This window comes from Mesorhizobium sp. WSM4807 (assembly GCF_055811615.1).
In genome coordinates, this window is record NZ_JBVVQY010000001.1 from 333,612 (window position 1) to 348,325 (window position 14,714).

General features: G+C 63.6%; 14 protein-coding genes. 5 read left to right on the top strand and 9 right to left on the bottom strand.

The genetic code is table 11. From position 1 onward, the window contains the following. The first annotated feature begins 158 nt into the window (after positions 1 to 158). The 4 genes from AC0L3N_RS01560 (at position 159) to AC0L3N_RS01575 (ending at position 4,635) form a co-directional block, all read left to right on the top strand. Entirely contained in the window at positions 159 to 1,157 is a 999-nt protein-coding gene (locus tag AC0L3N_RS01560; protein ID WP_123146443.1) for an ABC transporter ATP-binding protein, read from the top strand. A gap of 250 nt (positions 1,158 to 1,407) precedes the next feature. Next, positions 1,408 to 2,373: an ABC transporter permease gene (locus AC0L3N_RS01565; RefSeq protein WP_473545066.1), complete on the top strand. Its 966-nt coding sequence runs from the start codon at positions 1,408 to 1,410 to the stop codon at positions 2,371 to 2,373. Then, a complete protein-coding gene (locus AC0L3N_RS01570) occupies positions 2,363 to 3,178 on the top strand; it encodes an ABC transporter permease (protein ID WP_123146445.1) in 816 nt (271 codons plus the stop codon). The genes AC0L3N_RS01565 and AC0L3N_RS01570 overlap by 11 nt, the downstream gene beginning before the upstream one ends. Before the next feature lie 29 nt (positions 3,179 to 3,207). Then, positions 3,208 to 4,635 carry a gamma-aminobutyraldehyde dehydrogenase gene (locus tag AC0L3N_RS01575; protein WP_473545068.1) on the top strand — a complete coding sequence of 476 codons (1,428 nt, stop codon included), beginning with the start codon at positions 3,208 to 3,210 and terminating at the stop codon, positions 4,633 to 4,635. Between the two features lie 138 nt (positions 4,636 to 4,773). Here the strand turns inward: AC0L3N_RS01575 and AC0L3N_RS01580 are convergent, their stop codons facing one another. The 9 genes from AC0L3N_RS01580 to AC0L3N_RS01620 all read right to left on the bottom strand — a co-directional run bounded on the left by AC0L3N_RS01580 (position 4,774) and on the right by AC0L3N_RS01620 (position 13,144). Beyond that, complete coding sequence (locus tag AC0L3N_RS01580; protein ID WP_473545070.1) at positions 4,774 to 5,136, bottom strand: nuclear transport factor 2 family protein; 363 nt, start codon at positions 5,134 to 5,136, stop codon at positions 4,774 to 4,776. Between the two features lie 43 nt (positions 5,137 to 5,179). Next, positions 5,180 to 5,416, bottom strand: a complete 237-nt coding sequence (locus tag AC0L3N_RS01585) for an alpha/beta fold hydrolase (RefSeq protein ID WP_244602614.1) — start codon at positions 5,414 to 5,416, stop codon at positions 5,180 to 5,182. A 126-nt stretch (positions 5,417 to 5,542) separates the two neighbouring features. Then, positions 5,543 to 5,890 carry a formate dehydrogenase subunit delta gene (locus AC0L3N_RS01590; RefSeq protein ID WP_123146448.1) on the bottom strand — a complete coding sequence of 116 codons (348 nt, stop codon included), beginning with the start codon at positions 5,888 to 5,890 and terminating at the stop codon, positions 5,543 to 5,545. Beyond that, a complete protein-coding gene (fdhD, locus tag AC0L3N_RS01595; RefSeq protein WP_473545073.1) occupies positions 5,880 to 6,710 on the bottom strand; it encodes a formate dehydrogenase accessory sulfurtransferase FdhD in 831 nt (276 codons plus the stop codon). Before fdhD ends, AC0L3N_RS01590 begins: the two co-directional genes overlap by 11 nt. A gap of 3 nt (positions 6,711 to 6,713) precedes the next feature. Next, positions 6,714 to 9,590 (bottom strand): formate dehydrogenase subunit alpha, encoded by a 2,877-nt coding sequence (fdhF, locus tag AC0L3N_RS01600; protein ID WP_473545075.1) that lies wholly within the window; start codon positions 9,588 to 9,590, stop codon positions 6,714 to 6,716. A 10-nt stretch (positions 9,591 to 9,600) separates the two neighbouring features. Continuing rightward, positions 9,601 to 11,160, bottom strand: a complete 1,560-nt coding sequence (locus tag AC0L3N_RS01605) for a formate dehydrogenase beta subunit (protein WP_473545077.1) — start codon at positions 11,158 to 11,160, stop codon at positions 9,601 to 9,603. Beyond that, complete coding sequence (locus AC0L3N_RS01610; RefSeq protein ID WP_473545079.1) at positions 11,157 to 11,636, bottom strand: formate dehydrogenase subunit gamma; 480 nt, start codon at positions 11,634 to 11,636, stop codon at positions 11,157 to 11,159. The genes AC0L3N_RS01605 and AC0L3N_RS01610 overlap by 4 nt, the downstream gene beginning before the upstream one ends. Before the next feature lie 134 nt (positions 11,637 to 11,770). Beyond that, positions 11,771 to 12,670, bottom strand: coding sequence for a LysR family transcriptional regulator (locus AC0L3N_RS01615; RefSeq protein ID WP_473545081.1), 900 nt, complete (start codon positions 12,668 to 12,670; stop codon positions 11,771 to 11,773). A 96-nt stretch (positions 12,671 to 12,766) separates the two neighbouring features. Beyond that, entirely contained in the window at positions 12,767 to 13,144 is a 378-nt protein-coding gene (locus AC0L3N_RS01620) for a VOC family protein (protein WP_473545083.1), read from the bottom strand. 241 nt (positions 13,145 to 13,385) lie between these two features. Here AC0L3N_RS01620 and AC0L3N_RS01625 point away from each other — a divergent pair, with 241 nt between their 5' ends. Beyond that, positions 13,386 to 14,576, top strand: a complete 1,191-nt coding sequence (locus AC0L3N_RS01625; protein ID WP_473545085.1) for an Mrp/NBP35 family ATP-binding protein — start codon at positions 13,386 to 13,388, stop codon at positions 14,574 to 14,576. Positions 14,577 to 14,714: the final 138 nt, after the last annotated feature.

A 14,714-nucleotide genomic window follows, 5' to 3' on the forward strand; every position in this document is an offset into this window, starting at 1 on the left:
CCGCTCGGCAGTTCTTGCCAAATAACCCCACCCGCGGCTTCGCCGCGACCTCCCCACAAGGGGGAGGTAGGGCGTCGCGCAAGTTCGCTGGCCCCGCCCGCTATCCGTGGCGGCGCCGGCGATGTCAACACATCAAACCGGCAACAGACTGACAGCCCATGACAGCAGCCGTTTCCTTCCAAAAAGTCTCGCGCCATTTCGGCAGCGTGCGCGCCGTCGATATGGTCGATCTCGACATCGTGCCGGGCGAGTTCTTTGCCATGCTTGGACCTTCGGGCTCCGGCAAGACAACCTGCCTACGTCTGATCGCGGGCTTCGAGCAGCCGACATCGGGTTCGATCTCCATCTTCGGCGAACGTGCCGAAGGCGTTCCGCCCTATCGCCGCAACGTCAACACCGTCTTCCAGGACTACGCGCTGTTTCCGCATCTGAACGTGCTCGACAATGTCGCCTACGGGCTGATGGTCAAGGGCGTCGGCAAGCTCGAGCGGCAGAAGGCGGCCGAGGAGGCATTGTCTCTGGTGCGGCTTCCTGGCTACGGTGCCCGCCGTCCCGGCCAGCTTTCCGGCGGCCAGCGCCAGCGCGTCGCGCTCGCCCGCGCCCTGGTCAACCAGCCCAAGGTGCTTTTGCTCGACGAGCCGCTTGGCGCGCTCGACCTCAAGCTGCGCGAGAACATGCAGGAGGAGCTGAAGTCGCTGCAGAAGGCGCTCGGCATCACCTTCGTCTTCGTCACCCACGACCAGGGCGAGGCCCTTTCGATGGCCGATCGCGTCGCCGTCTTCAACGACGGTAAGATCATGCAGATCGGCACGCCGGAGGACATCTACCAGCGCCCGAAGACGCGCTTCGTCGCCGATTTCGTCGGCTCGTCCAATGTGCTGCCGCCAGACTTCGTCCAGCGTTATTCCGGCCAGCATCGCTGGGGCAGCCTGCGGCCTGAATCCATTCGCATCGGCCGGGCGGCCAAGGGCGACGGCGTTGCCGCTCGTCTCGTCTCGACCAATTATCTCGGCGCCACGACAAGACTGGCGCTCGACGCCGACGGGCTGAGGCTGCATGCGATCGTGCCGGCCGGTGCGACATTGCCGAAGGAAGGTGAGACGGTCGTGCTCACCTTCAACCGCGAGCACCTGCATTTGATGGACGAGCCGGCATGATGGCGCTGAGGAAAGTCTTGGCTGACAGGCCAAGTGCGGCGCTTCATGGGCCCCCCCTCTGTCCTGCCCACTTTGCCATCACTTGGCATCTCCCCCACTTGGGGGGAGATCGGCAGCTTCGCCAGTGGCGCCTCTTCTGCAACGTTGGTGATTGGCGAAAGCAGTCGCGACAGCCAATCTCCCCCCTCGTGGGGGAGATGTCCGGCAGGACAGAGGGGTGCGCGAAGGATCGCGACCTGTCGAAGAAACCATGACTCTGACCGCGACCCAGGCAAAATCTGCCCCAGCCCTCCTTCCTCGCGCCGGCGGCCTGCGCGGCGCGCTGTCGGACCTGTTCTGGCGCAAGCCGAAGCTGTTGCTGCTCTTGATGCTGCTGCCGCCGGTGCTGTGGCTCGGCATCGTCTATATTGGCTCGCTGTTCGCGCTGCTCTTGCAGAGTTTTTTCTCCATCGACGAATTCTCCGGCCTCATCAACCGGCAGTTCACGCTGAAGACCTATGGCGACCTGCTGCAGGCCGCCAATCTCGACATCATGCTGCGCACGGTGACGATGGCGGCCCTGGTCACGCTCGCCTCGGCGGTCATCGCCTTCCCCATCGCCTATTACGCGGCGCGCTATGCGCGCGGCCGCTGGAAGGCGCTGTTCTATCTCGGCATCATGCTGCCGCTATGGTCGAGCTATCTGGTCAAGATCTACGCCTGGAAGCTCATCCTCGCCAAGGAAGGCATCCTGACCTGGCTGCTCGCCAAGCTGCATTTCCTATGGCTGCTCGATGGCTGGCTGTCGCTGCCGATCGTCGGCGGCAATTCTCTGTCGGTGTCGTCCACCGGCACCTTCATCGTCTTCGTCTATGTCTGGCTGCCCTTCATGATCCTGCCGGTGCAGGCGGCACTCGAGCGCGTGCCCGGCAATCTGGTCGAGGCCTCATCGGACCTTGGCGCCTCGCCCGGCCAGACCTTCCGCAACGTGCTGTTCCCGCTGGCGCTGCCGGGCATCGTCGCCGGCTCGATCTTCACCTTCTCGCTGACGCTGGGCGATTACATCATCCCGCAGATCATCGGCACCTCGCGGCTTTTCATCGGCCAGGCCGTCTATTCGCAGCAGGGCACCGCCGGCAATATTCCGCTCGCCGCCGCCTTCACCGTGGTGCCCATCGTCATCATGGGTTTCTACCTCTGGGGCGCCAAGCGCATGGGGGCCTTCGATGCGCTCTGATGGCTCACAATCCGCCCCTCTTGGCCTGAAAATCGCCGCCGCCTGGGCCCTGCTGTTCCTGCATCTGCCGATCCTCCTGATCTTTATCTATGCCTTCACGACTGAGGAAAAGAGCTTCGTCTGGCCGCCGCCGGGGCTGACGACGCAGTGGTTCGCCGTCACCTGGAACCGCCCCGACGTGTGGGAAGCGCTGTCGCTGTCGGTCCGTGTCGCCGCCATCTCGACCGCCGTCGCCCTGGTCCTTGGCACGCTCTGCGCGGCGGCCGTGTCGCGAACACGGTTCTTTGGCCGCGAAACCATCTCGCTGCTGGTCATCCTGCCCATCGCGCTGCCCGGCATCATCACCGGCATCGCGCTGCGTTCGGCCTTTTCGCTGGCCGAGATTCCGTTCTCGTTCTGGACGATCGTGCTCGGCCACGCCACCTTCTGCGTCGTCGTCGTCTACAACAACGCAGTCGCCCGCTTTCGCCGCACCTCCGGTTCGATGATCGAGGCATCGATGGATCTGGGCGCTGACGGCTTCCAGACCTTCCGCCATGTCGTGCTGCCCAATATCGCCACCGCGCTGCTCGCCGGCGGCATGCTCGCCTTCGCGCTGTCGTTCGACGAGGTCATCGTCACCACCTTCACCGCCGGCCAGCAGCAGACGCTGCCGATCTGGATGCTGGAGGAACTGATCCGTCCGCGCCAGCGCCCAGTCACCAATGTCGTGGCCATGGTCGTCGTGCTGGTGACGCTGCTGCCCATCCTCCTTGCCTACTACCTGACCCGCGACGGCGACCAGATCGCCGGTTCGGGCAAATGACGTCAAGAATCCATAAGGGAGAGACTTCCATGGACACAAAGATGCTGATCGGCTCGAAATTCGAGAAGGGCACCGAAACCGAGGAGCCGATCCTCAATCCGAAGACCGGAGCGACTATCCTCAACCTGCCTGAAGCCAGCCAGGCGCAGATCGAGGCAGCGGTGCTTGCCGCCCAAAAGGCCTTCGTCACCTGGTCGCGCACCACGCCGGCGCAGCGCTCGGGTTATCTCCTGAAGATCGCCGATCGCATCGAGGCCGACGCAAAGGATTTCGCGGCACTCGAGGCGCTCAATTGCGGCAAGCCGATCAATGCCGTGCTCAACGACGAAATCCCGGCGATCGTCGACTGCTACCGCTTCTTTGCCGGCGCTGTCCGCTCGATGCCCGGCCAGGTCGCCGGCGAATACATTCCTGGTCACACTTCGATGGTCCGCCGCGATGCCATCGGTGTCGTCGCCTCGATCGCGCCATGGAACTATCCGCTGATGATGATGGCCTGGAAGCTGGCGCCGGCGATTGCCGGCGGCAACACCGTCGTCTTCAAGCCGTCGGAGCAGACGCCGCTGACCTCGCTGAAGCTGGCGAAGATCCTCGCTGAAATCCTGCCGGACGGTGTCGTCAATGTCGTGCTCGGCCGCGGCGACAGCGTCGGCAACACGCTGATCAACCACCCGAAAGTCAACATGATTTCGATCACCGGCGACGTCGCCACCGGCAAGAAGGTGCTGCAGGCCGCAGCCAAATCGGTCAAGCGCACGCATCTCGAACTCGGCGGCAAGGCGCCGGTCATCGTCTTCGACGATGCCGACCTCGGCGCGGTGATCAATGGCCTGCGCGCCTTCGGCTACTACAATGCCGGCCAGGACTGCACCGCCGCCTGCCGCATCTATGCCGGCAAGAAGATCTACAACAAGCTCGTCGCCGACCTTTCCTCGGCCGTCTCGACCATCAAGTACAACCGCCCCGACGACACCGAGAACGAGATCGGGCCGCTCATCTCACGCCGCCAGCGCGACCGCGTTTCGAGCTTCGTCGAACGCGCCTCGGAGCTGAAGCACATCGAGATCACCACCGGCGGCAAGCCGGGCGAAGGCTCCGGCTTCTTCTACCAGCCGACCGTCGTCGCCGGCGCGCTGCAGGAAGACGAGATCGTGCGCCGCGAAGTGTTCGGCCCGGTTGTCTCCGTCACTCGCTTTTCCGAGGTCGACGAGGCGGTGAACTGGGCCAATGACAGCGACTATGGCCTCGCGTCGTCGGTGTGGACCAAGGATGTCTCGCGCGCCATGGCGACGGCAGCCCGGCTGCAATATGGCTGCACCTGGATCAACACCCACTTCATGCTGACCAATGAGATGCCGCATGGCGGGCTGAAACAGTCCGGCTACGGCAAGGACATGTCGCTTTATGCACTGGAGGATTATACCGCCGTGCGGCATGTGATGGTGGCGCACGGGTAGCGCCTTTTCCTTCTCCCGTTGACGGGAGAAGGTGGCCCTAAGGGCCGGATGGGGCAGCACAAGTCTTGCTCAGCTGGTTCCGCCCCTCATCTGCCTGCCGGCATCGATCTGCCACCTGGCGCTGACATCGCTACCGCCTCACTCGTCCCATGCCTGCACGACGGTCTGCCGCGCAATCTGGCCGTCCCTCAGCTCCAGCATCGCCGCGCAGAACACTTTCGTGCCGTCCGGATAGGCGCATGCCTGGGTGAAGGCGAGGTTGTTGCCGTCGGCGATGGTGGTGTCGACCTTGTGGGTCATCGCCCGGCTGCAGATGTCGTCCCAGAATGTGCTGATCGCCGCGCGTCCGCGAATTTCGCGGGGCTTGCTTGGCGGATTGTTGCGGTCGATCACCCGCACCAGCGCGTCATCGGCATAGAAGCTCGCGAGCATTTTTCCGTCACGGCCTTCGATCGCATTCTTGATCGCCGCGCCATTCACTGGCTGTGTCTTGGTCGGCATTTTATCCTCCATGTGCCCGTCTTCACGATCGGGCGGTTGATGATCAGAAGCGGGTATCGATGCGGTCCGACAGGCCGGTGCCGCGCTTGTCGAACAGGATCAGCCGCGAGAAGGCTGAAAGCCGCTTCAGCAGCCGGCTGTAGCCTTCGTCTTCCCAGTGCAGGTCGAGATTGGAAATGAAGCCCGGCACGAAAACGAGATCGAACGATCCCTGGCCGACCACCTGATAGGCGATCCGCACGTCGCCACTTCGGGCGTATCGCGTTTCGATAGGCCTCACGAGATTTGTCCGCCCGGCCCGACGATTTCTGGTCGCTCAACATAGCAGAGGCGCGACGCCTACGGCAGATCAAACTTTAGAAGATGGGAATGCAAGCGTATGGGCCATGAAAGGCACGTTTGCTGACTACTTCTGCGAAGCGGCGATCCCGGCATTCGACTCACCGGCCCCAGGGCCTTTGCCGCCTGGAACGATGCCCCCGGCATCGGCGCGGAAGCCCACTGCTTCCGGTGCAGCCGGCCGCTTGATCCTTGCCGAGGCGGCCACGACAAGATCGTTGAAGCCTTCGCAACCGCCGTCCAGCATTTCGAACAACTGCCGCCGCATCCTCGGTTCCCAGAACTTGTTGATATGCTCGGCGACGCCGGCAATGCCTTCCTCGCGCGGCTTGGAGTGAAAAAAGGCGGCGATCTGATTGGCCATGCGGACCAGCTTCTCGCTGGTGCTCATGATGTGGCCTTCGTCATGCGACATGCTTGGCAACTCCGGAAACCACCCGTTCGGGGTGGGTGAAGATATCGAAATCATTGCCGCGCACCAAAGCCACCAGCGTCATGCCGGCGTCCTCGGCGGTGCGGATGGCAAGTGCCGTCGGCGCCGAAACGGCGATGATGAACGCAGCGCCGATCGCCGCCGTCTTCTGCACCATCTCGACCGAAACGCGCGACGTCACCACGACGGCACCCAAGGTGCCATCGATGCCGGCTTTGGCGAGTGCGCCGGCCAGCTTGTCGAGCGCATTGTGGCGGCCGACATCCTCGCGCGCCATGACGATACCCTTGCCGGAGATATAAAAACCGGCGGCGTGGACCGCGCCGGTCTCGGCATGCAGCGGCTGCACTTTCGACAAAAGCTTGACCGAACGGACGATGTCGTCCGCCGCAAGCGTAAGTTTTGACGAACCGACCGTCTCGACCGAACGCATCGCCTCCTCGATCGACTCGATGCCGCACAACCCGCAGCCGACCGGTCCGGCCAGCCGCCGGCGCCGCGCCTCGAAGCGCGTATTGGCCTGGTCCTTTAGCCTGATCTGGATGTCGATGCCGGCGCCGTGATCTTCGACTTCGATCGCCTCAATTTCTTGCCGGTTGGCGATAATGCCCTCAGTCAGCGAGAAGCCGAGCGCGAAATCCTCGAAATCGGCGGGACTTGCCATCATCACCGCATGGGTGGTGCCGGCAAAGGAGAACGCCACCGGCGTCTCTTCCGGCACCATCCGGTTGGCAGCCGCAGTGCCGCCGGCGCGGTGTGCCAGCCGCGAGATCTGCGTCGTGGCTTTGCGGCGCGCGCTCAAAGATTACTCCGCTGCTTCCAAGGTCGCGATGCGACGGCTGTTGCGGGCCTGCTCGTCATAATCGAGCTGCCATTCCGACGGTCCGTTGGACGCGCCGACCTGCACCGCCGTCACCTTATATTCCGGGCAGTTGGTTGCCCAGTCGGAGAAGTCGGTGGTGATGACGTTGGCCTGCGTGTCGGGGTGGTGGAACGTCGTATAGACCACGCCAGGCGACACCTTGTCGGTTATCAGCGCGCGCAGTGTCGTCTCGCCGGAGCGGCTGGTCAGGCGGACCCAGTCGCCGTCGCGAAGGCCGCGGTTTTCGGCGTCATGCGGGTGGATCTCGAGCCGGTCCTCGCTGTGCCACATGACATTGTCGGTGCGCCTGGTCTGCGCGCCGACATTGTACTGCGACAGGATGCGGCCGGTGGTCAGCAGCAGCGGGAAGCGCGGTCCCGTCCTCTCGTCCGTCGCCACATATTCGGTGCGGATGAACTTACCCTTGCCGCGCACGAAGCCGCTAATATGCATGATCGGCGTGCCTTCCGGCGCCTTCTCGTTGCAGGGCCACTGCACCGAGCCCATCTTTTCCAGATAATCGTAGGAGACGCTGGCGAAGCTCGGCGTCGTCTTGGCGATCTCGTCCATGATTTCTGACGGATGCTGGTAGTTCCAGTCAAGCCCCATCGTCTGTGCGAGCTTCTGCGTCACTTCCCAGTCGGCCAGCCCGTTCTTCGGCGCCATCACCTTGCGCACGCGGTTGATGCGGCGCTCGGCATTGGTGAAGGTGCCGTCCTTCTCGAGGAAGGTCGAGCCGGGCAGGAAGACATGCGCGTAGTTGGCGGTCTCATTGAGGAAAAGATCGTGCACGACGACACATTCCATCGCGGCAAGGCCTGCGGCGACATGCTTGGTATCGGGATCGGACTGCAAGATGTCCTCGCCCTGCACGTAGAGGCCCTTGAATGAGCCGTCGACGGCGGCGTCCAGCATGTTGGGGATGCGCAGACCGGGTTCGTCATCGAGCTTGACGCCCCACAGGCTCTCATAGATGTCGCGCGCCGCATCGCCGGAGATGTGGCGATAGCCGGGCAGCTCGTGCGGGAACGAACCCATGTCGCAGGAGCCCTGGACATTGTTCTGGCCGCGCAGCGGGTTCACGCCGACGCCCGGCCGGCCGATATTACCGGTCGCCATAGCAAGGTTGGCAATGGCGATTACGGTGGTCGAGCCCTGGCTGTGCTCGGTCACGCCGAGGCCGTAATAGATCGCGCCATTGCCGCCGGTGGCAAACAGCCGTGCGGCGCCGCGGATCTCTTCGGGATCGACATTGGCAAGCTGGCCGACCACCTCAGGGCTGTTTTCCGGCAGCGCCACGAACGACGCCCAGTCCTGGAACTCGTCCCAGTCGCAGCGCTCGCGGATAAAGGCTTCGTCGAACAGGCCTTCGGTGACGATGACATGGGCAAGCGCGGTGACCACGGCGACATTGGTGCCGGGCTTCAGCGGCAGATGATGCTGCGCCTCGATATGGGCGGAGCGCACGATATCGGTGCGGCGCGGGTCCAGCACGATCAGCTTGGCGCCCTTGCGCAACCGCTTCTTCATGCGCGACGCAAATACCGGATGTGCGTCGGTCGGATTGGCACCGATGATCATCACCACGTCGGTTTTCTCGATCGAATCGAAGTCCTGCGTGCCTGCCGAGGTGCCAAATGTCTGGCCAAGGCCGTAGCCGGTCGGCGAATGACAGACGCGGGCGCAGGTATCGACATTGTTGTTGCGGAAACCTTGGCGGATCAGCTTCTGCACCAGATAGGTTTCCTCGTTCGTGCAGCGCGACGAGGTGATGCCGCCGATCGAGGTTCGGCCATACTGGTACTGGATGCGGCGGAACTCGTTGGCGGTGTGGGTGAGGGCTTCTTCCCACGACACTTCGCGCCATGGATCGGTGATCTTTTCGCGGATCATCGGATTGAGAATGCGCTCCTTGTGGGTCGAATAGCCGTAGGCAAAACGTCCCTTGACGCAGCTGTGTCCACGGTTGGCCTTGCCGTCCTTGTAGGGCACCATGCGCACCAGCTCGTCGCCGCGCATTTCGGCCTTGAACGAGCAGCCGACGCCGCAATAGGCGCAGGTGGTGACCACCGAATGCTCCGGCTGGCCGATCTTGATCACCGATTTCTCGGAAAGCGTCGCCGTCGGGCAGGCCTGCACGCAGGCGCCGCAGGACACGCACTCGCTGTCGATGAAGAGCTGATGCATGCCGGGCGACACGCGGCTTTCAAAGCCGCGGCCCTCGATGGTCAGCGCGAAAGTGCCTTGCACTTCCTCGCAGGCGCGCACGCAGCGCGAGCAAACGATGCATTTCGACGGGTCATAGGTGAAGTACGGGTTGGACTCGTCCTTCGCCATCCATTTGAAATTCTCTGCGCCGTCGTTCTTCGTGAAGACGTGGTTGTCGCCCTCATAGCCGTAGCGCACGTCGCGCAGGCCGACGACGCCGGCCTGCGTCTGCAATTCGCAGTCGCCATTGGCGGCACAGGTCAGGCAGTCGAGCGGATGGTCGGAGATGTAGAGTTCCATCACGCCGCGGCGGATGTCCTTCAACCTTCCGGTCTGGGTGTGCACGACCATGCCCGGCGCCACCGGCGTCGTGCAGGAGGAGGGCGTGCCGTTGCGGCCGTCGATCTCGACCAGGCAGAGCCGGCAGGAGCCGAAGGCGTCGACCATATCGGTGGCGCAGAGTTTTGGAATGGCGATGCCCGCTTCCATCGAGGCGCGCATGATCGAGGTGCCTTCCGGCACCGTGACCGTGAAGCCGTCGACGGTCAGCGTCACCTGCTTCTCGGATGTCGAGGCCGGCGTGCCGTAGTCGATTTCCTGAACGAGACCCATGGTTAGGCTCCTATTCTGCTGCTTCGGCGACCGGCGCCGGCTTGAAATCATCGCGGAAATGGTTGATTGCGCTCATCACCGGATAAGGCGTGAAGCCACCCAGCGCACAGAGCGAACCAAACTTCATCGTGTTACAGAGGTCTGTCACCAGCTCGATCTGCTTTTCCGGCTCGATACCCCTGGCGATCTTGTCGATCGTCTCGACGCCGCGCGTCGAGCCGATGCGGCACGGCGTGCACTTGCCGCAGCTTTCGATGGCGCAGAATTCCATGGCGAAGCGCGCCTGCTTCAGCATGTCGGCGGTGTCGTCGAACACGGTGATGCCGGCATGGCCGATCAGCCCGTCCTTGGCGGTGAACGCCTCGTAGTCGAACGGCGTGTCGAACAGGCTGCGTGGAAAGTAGGCACCCAGCGGCCCGCCGACCTGCACCGCCTTGACCGGCCGTCCGGTCGCCGTGCCGCCGCCGATGTCGTCGACGATCTCGCCAAGCGTCATGCCGAACGCCGCCTCAAACAGGCCGCCATATCTGACGTTGCCGGCGATCTGGATCGGAATGGTGCCGCGCGAGCGGCCCATGCCGAAATCCTTGTAGAAGGCAGCACCCTTATCCATGATAACAGGCACCGAGGCCAGCGAGATGACGTTGTTGATCACCGTCGGCTTGCCGAACAGACCCTGGATGGCCGGCAATGGAGGCTTGGCGCGAACGACGCCGCGCTTGCCTTCGAGGCTGTTGAGCAGCGAGGTTTCCTCGCCGCAGACATAGGCGCCGGCGCCGACGCGGATTTCCATGTCGAAGGCGTTGGGCGAGCCCAGCACGTTGAGGCCGAGCAGGCCGGCCTTGCGGGCGACCTCGACCGCCTTTTGCATCATCGCTACCGCATGCGGATATTCCGAGCGGATATAGACAAAGCCCTTGGTCGCGCCGGTCGCGATACCGGCGATCGCCATGCCCTCGATCAGCACGAAGGGGTCGCCCTCCATGATCATGCGGTCGGCGAAGGTTGCGCTGTCGCCCTCGTCGGCATTGCAGACGATGTACTTTTTGTCGGCCGTCGTATCGAGCACCGTCTTCCATTTGATGCCGGTCGGGAAGCCGGCGCCGCCGCGACCGCGCAGGCCGGACTCGGTCACATGCTTGACGATGTCGGCCGGCGCTAGTCCCACGGCGTTCTGCAGGCCCTTCAGCCCGCCATGCGCCTTGTAGTGATCGAGCGACAGGGGATTGATGACGCCGCAACGCGCAAAGGTCAGGCGCGTCTGCCTGGCCAGGAACGGGATCTTGTCGGGTGCGCCCAGCCAGCGCTTGTGGTGACCGCCGGTGAGAAAGCCGCTGTCGAACAGGCTTTTGACGTCGGACGGCTTCACCGGCCCGTAGGCGACGCGGCCCTTGTCTGTTGTCGCCACCTCGACCATCGGCTCGAGGAAATAGGCGCCGCGCGAACCATTGCGAACGATCTTGGCCTCGATGCCACGATCGGCCAATTCCTTCTCAATCGCCTTGGCGACCTTTTCCGCACCGAGCGCCAATGCGCCGGAATCGCCGGGAATGTAGATGCGCGGGATCATGAGCGTACCTCTCCAACGATCTCGTCGAGCTTTTCGTCATCAAGCCGGCCGATCACCTCGCCGTCCAGCATCGCCGATGGCGCGCAGGCACAAAGGCCGAGGCAATAGACTGGTTCCAGCGTCACCGAACCGTCGCGAGCCGTCTCGTGGAAGCCGATGCCCAGCAATTGCTTGAGTTTGGCGGCAATGGCGTCCGAGCCCATCGACTGGCAAGCTTCCGCCTGGCAGAGCTTCAGCACATGCCTTCCGGTCGGGTGGCTGCGGTAGTCATGATAGAAGGTGACGACGCCGTGCACCTCCGCCTTGGAGATGTTCAGCGCCTCGGCGATGACAGGTAGCGCGTCCTGCGGCACATGGCCGAACTCTTCCTGGATGCCGTGGAGGATCGGCAACAGCGGACCTTCGAGGCCCTTCAGCTCCTGGATGATCGCCGCCGTGCGCGACGCGATGTCGGTACTTGCAGGCTGCATTGTCATGCAGCGCCCTCCCTGGTCGTAGTAATCTTCCGCTAAGTGCTTAGGAAATCAGAGGAAACCCACCAAATCAATAAAGCTGATCCGTTGCTCGATAGAAAACTTCTATCGATGCCGTCCAGCCTGCAATCTCTAGCTCAGTGGCGGGCGCGGAAATCGTCTGCCAGCGCCATCGCCTCGTCCAGCAGCGCCGAGACCAGCGGCGTGTGCGGCTCGCGCGGCGTCGCCACCAGCCCGACGGTGTGGCTGGCGTCCGGATCGACAATCGGAATGGCCCGGATCGGCTCGGAAAAGCCGAATGTTTCCGAGAGGTTGAGCGGCATGATCGACGACCATTTGCCGGTACGGATATGGGAGAACAGCACGATCATCGAATTGGATTCGAGTGTCGGCCGCACCTGTGTGCCGGCTTCGGCCAAATGTTGGTCGATGATGCGGCGGTTCTGCATGTCCGGCGTCAGCAGGCAGAGCGGCAGCTGGCTAAGCTCCGCCCATGTCACTTTGTCGCGGTCGGAATAGGGGGTTCCGACCGCAGTGATCAGCTGATAGCGCTCGTCATAGAGCGGCACGCTGGTCACCCGCCCCAGCGGTTCGTTGTCGAGATAGGTGACGCCGGCGTCGATGTCGAAATTGCCGAGCAGCGACAGCACCTCGATCGAGGTACGCGACAGCACCGAGAAGGTGACGCCGGGATGTTTTGCCCGAAAGGGTGTCGTCAGCCGCGCCACCATAGCCAGAGCTGTCGGGATGGCGGCGATGCGGATGCGCCCCGAAAGGCCGTGACGCGCCGCCCGCATCTCCTCGCGCATGGTGCGGGTATCGCCGACGATGCGGCGCGCCCACACCAGCACCTGTTCTCCCTCCGGTGTCAGTCCCTGGAAGCGCGAGCCGCGCAATACCAGCATCACGCCGAGCTGGCCCTCCAGCTGCTTGATGCCGGCCGAAAGCGTCGGCTGGGTGACGCCGCACACCTCCGCCGCCCGGCCGAAATGCTCTTCCCTGGCCAGTGCGATGAAGAATTCCAGCTTGTCGATCATGAGCGGACGCTACCCGGCCAAGTGCGGTTGCGCCAGATGCATGCTGTTTTTGCCTGGCGAAATCCTCATGCGGCCGAAGCTTCGCCGCCGTCCAAGCTAACGGTCGACCAGGTTCAGAATGTTGCCGTCAGGATCCTTGAACCAGGCGACCTTCATGCCGTAGCCGACATGGATGTCGCCTTCCAGCGTCAGGCCCGGCATATCGTAATGTTCGAAGACGACGCCCTTCGACCTTAACGCGCTGACAATTTTTTCGATCTCGTCGCCGACCATCCAGGTTACCGCCGTCGCCTTGTTGGTTCCGGCGAACGTCGAGCGATACACGTTGATGCTGGTGTCGCCGCTTTTGTAGACGATCAGTTCGCCCCCCTCGTTGTGGACCTCCGTCAGACCCAGAACGCCTTCATAGAAGGCCTTGGCCTTGGCCAGGTCCTTCACCGCGAGATTGGCCGTTGCGTTGCTGTTTGCGAGCATGATTGGTCTCCTTTCCTTGCTGGCGAGCACGTCCGAAGCCCTGCAACAAGATAGGGCTGCTTCGTTTTCCGGCGACCGCAGCCGGTGCGAAGGGCGTGCCTCTTCCCTAAAGACGTTTTGACTCCCGCAAATCCCGACAAGCAGACGCGAATTTTGAAGCCATGCCACTGTGCGTGTCGTTCCGCCGCTTGGTTCTGTTCGGGAACTGCCTTATCTGAAGCGGAAAGCAGAGGAAAAGCTGATGCCCGCCGTCCAGGAAAACGTCACCAAGGAAATCGTCATCGAGCGCCTGAAGACGGTCAACGGACCGGACTTCACCGGCAATATCGTCGACCTCGGCATGGTTTCCGAGATTTTCATTGCCGATGCCAAGGTGTTCTTTTCGATCACCGTGCCGGCTGCCCGTGCCCAGGAGATGGAGCCGCTGCGCGCCGCCGCCGAGCGGGTCGTCAAGGCGATCCCCGGTGTCGCCGGCGCCGTGGTCGCGCTGACGGCGGAAAGGAAGGGTGGCGGCATGGAGGCTCCGGTTCCGCAAAGGCCCGCTCTCAGGCCCGCGCCGGCCGCACCCGCTGCCGCGCCACGACCGGCCCCGCATGCTCCAGCCTCGCACAGCCAGGGCAAGCGCGGTGTGCCCGGCATCGAGGCGATCATCGCTGTTGCTTCCGGCAAGGGCGGCGTCGGCAAGTCGACCACCGCCGTCAACATCGCGCTAGGCCTCGCCGCCAACGGCTTGAGGGTAGGTGTGCTCGACGCCGACATCTATGGCCCGTCGATGCCGCGGCTGCTCAACATCCATGGCCGGCCGCAGACCGTCGACGGCAAGGTCCTGAGGCCGATGGAGAATTACGGCCTGAAGGTCATGTCGATGGGCTTCCTCGTCGATGAGGAGACGCCGATGATCTGGCGCGGGCCGATGGTGATGTCGGCATTGACGCAAATGCTGCGCGAGGTTGAGTGGGGCCCACTCGACGTGCTCGTCGTCGACATGCCGCCCGGCACCGGCGACGCGCAGCTGACCATGGCCCAGCAGGTGCCGCTGGCCGGCGCCGTCATCGTCTCGACGCCGCAAGATCTGGCCCTGATCGATGCCCGAAAAGGCCTCAACATGTTCAGGAAGGTCGACGTGCCGGTGTTGGGCATCGTCGAGAATATGAGCTATTTCCTCGCCCCCGACACCGGCAAGCGCTACGACATCTTCGGCCATGGCGGCGCGCGCCGCGAGGCCGAGCGTCTCGGCATCACCTTCCTCGGCGAAGTGCCGCTCGAGATGGGCATCCGCGAAAGCTCCGATGCCGGCTCGCCGGTGGTGGTCTCGAAGCCCGATAGCGCCGAGGCGAAGATCTACCGCCACATCGCCTCGAACGTCTGGGGCAGGGTCAACGAAGAACGCGGCGCGGCCGAAGCCGCCGTGCCGAGCATCGTGTTCGAGTGATCCCTCCCCCTTGAGGGGAGGGTGGCCCGAAGGGCCGGGTGGGGTCGGTGGCGGCAACCGCCGCGGCCGGGTTCGGAAGAAATGTCGGGGCGCGGGGCCCCCGCCCCCCCCCCGCCCCGCCGGGCCCCCCCCCCCCCA

Bases quoted from the DNA above. Each gene is read 5' to 3' on its own strand.
- AC0L3N_RS01560 (WP_123146443.1), top strand. From the start codon at position 159: ATGACAGCAGCCGTTTCCTTCCAAAAAGTCTCGCGCCATTTCGGCAGC.
- AC0L3N_RS01565 (WP_473545066.1), top strand. From the start codon at position 1,408: ATGACTCTGACCGCGACCCAGGCAAAATCTGCCCCAGCCCTCCTTCCT.
- AC0L3N_RS01570 (WP_123146445.1), top strand. From the start codon at position 2,363: ATGCGCTCTGATGGCTCACAATCCGCCCCTCTTGGCCTGAAAATCGCC.
- AC0L3N_RS01575 (WP_473545068.1), top strand. From the start codon at position 3,208: ATGGACACAAAGATGCTGATCGGCTCGAAATTCGAGAAGGGCACCGAA.
- AC0L3N_RS01580 (WP_473545070.1), bottom strand. From the start codon at position 5,136: ATGCCGACCAAGACACAGCCAGTGAATGGCGCGGCGATCAAGAATGCG.
- AC0L3N_RS01590 (WP_123146448.1), bottom strand. From the start codon at position 5,890: ATGTCGCATGACGAAGGCCACATCATGAGCACCAGCGAGAAGCTGGTC.
- fdhF (WP_473545075.1), bottom strand. From the start codon at position 9,590: ATGGGTCTCGTTCAGGAAATCGACTACGGCACGCCGGCCTCGACATCC.
- AC0L3N_RS01605 (WP_473545077.1), bottom strand. From the start codon at position 11,160: ATGATCCCGCGCATCTACATTCCCGGCGATTCCGGCGCATTGGCGCTC.
- AC0L3N_RS01610 (WP_473545079.1), bottom strand. From the start codon at position 11,636: ATGACAATGCAGCCTGCAAGTACCGACATCGCGTCGCGCACGGCGGCG.
- AC0L3N_RS01615 (WP_473545081.1), bottom strand. From the start codon at position 12,670: ATGATCGACAAGCTGGAATTCTTCATCGCACTGGCCAGGGAAGAGCAT.
- AC0L3N_RS01620 (WP_473545083.1), bottom strand. From the start codon at position 13,144: ATGCTCGCAAACAGCAACGCAACGGCCAATCTCGCGGTGAAGGACCTG.
- AC0L3N_RS01625 (WP_473545085.1), top strand. From the start codon at position 13,386: ATGCCCGCCGTCCAGGAAAACGTCACCAAGGAAATCGTCATCGAGCGC.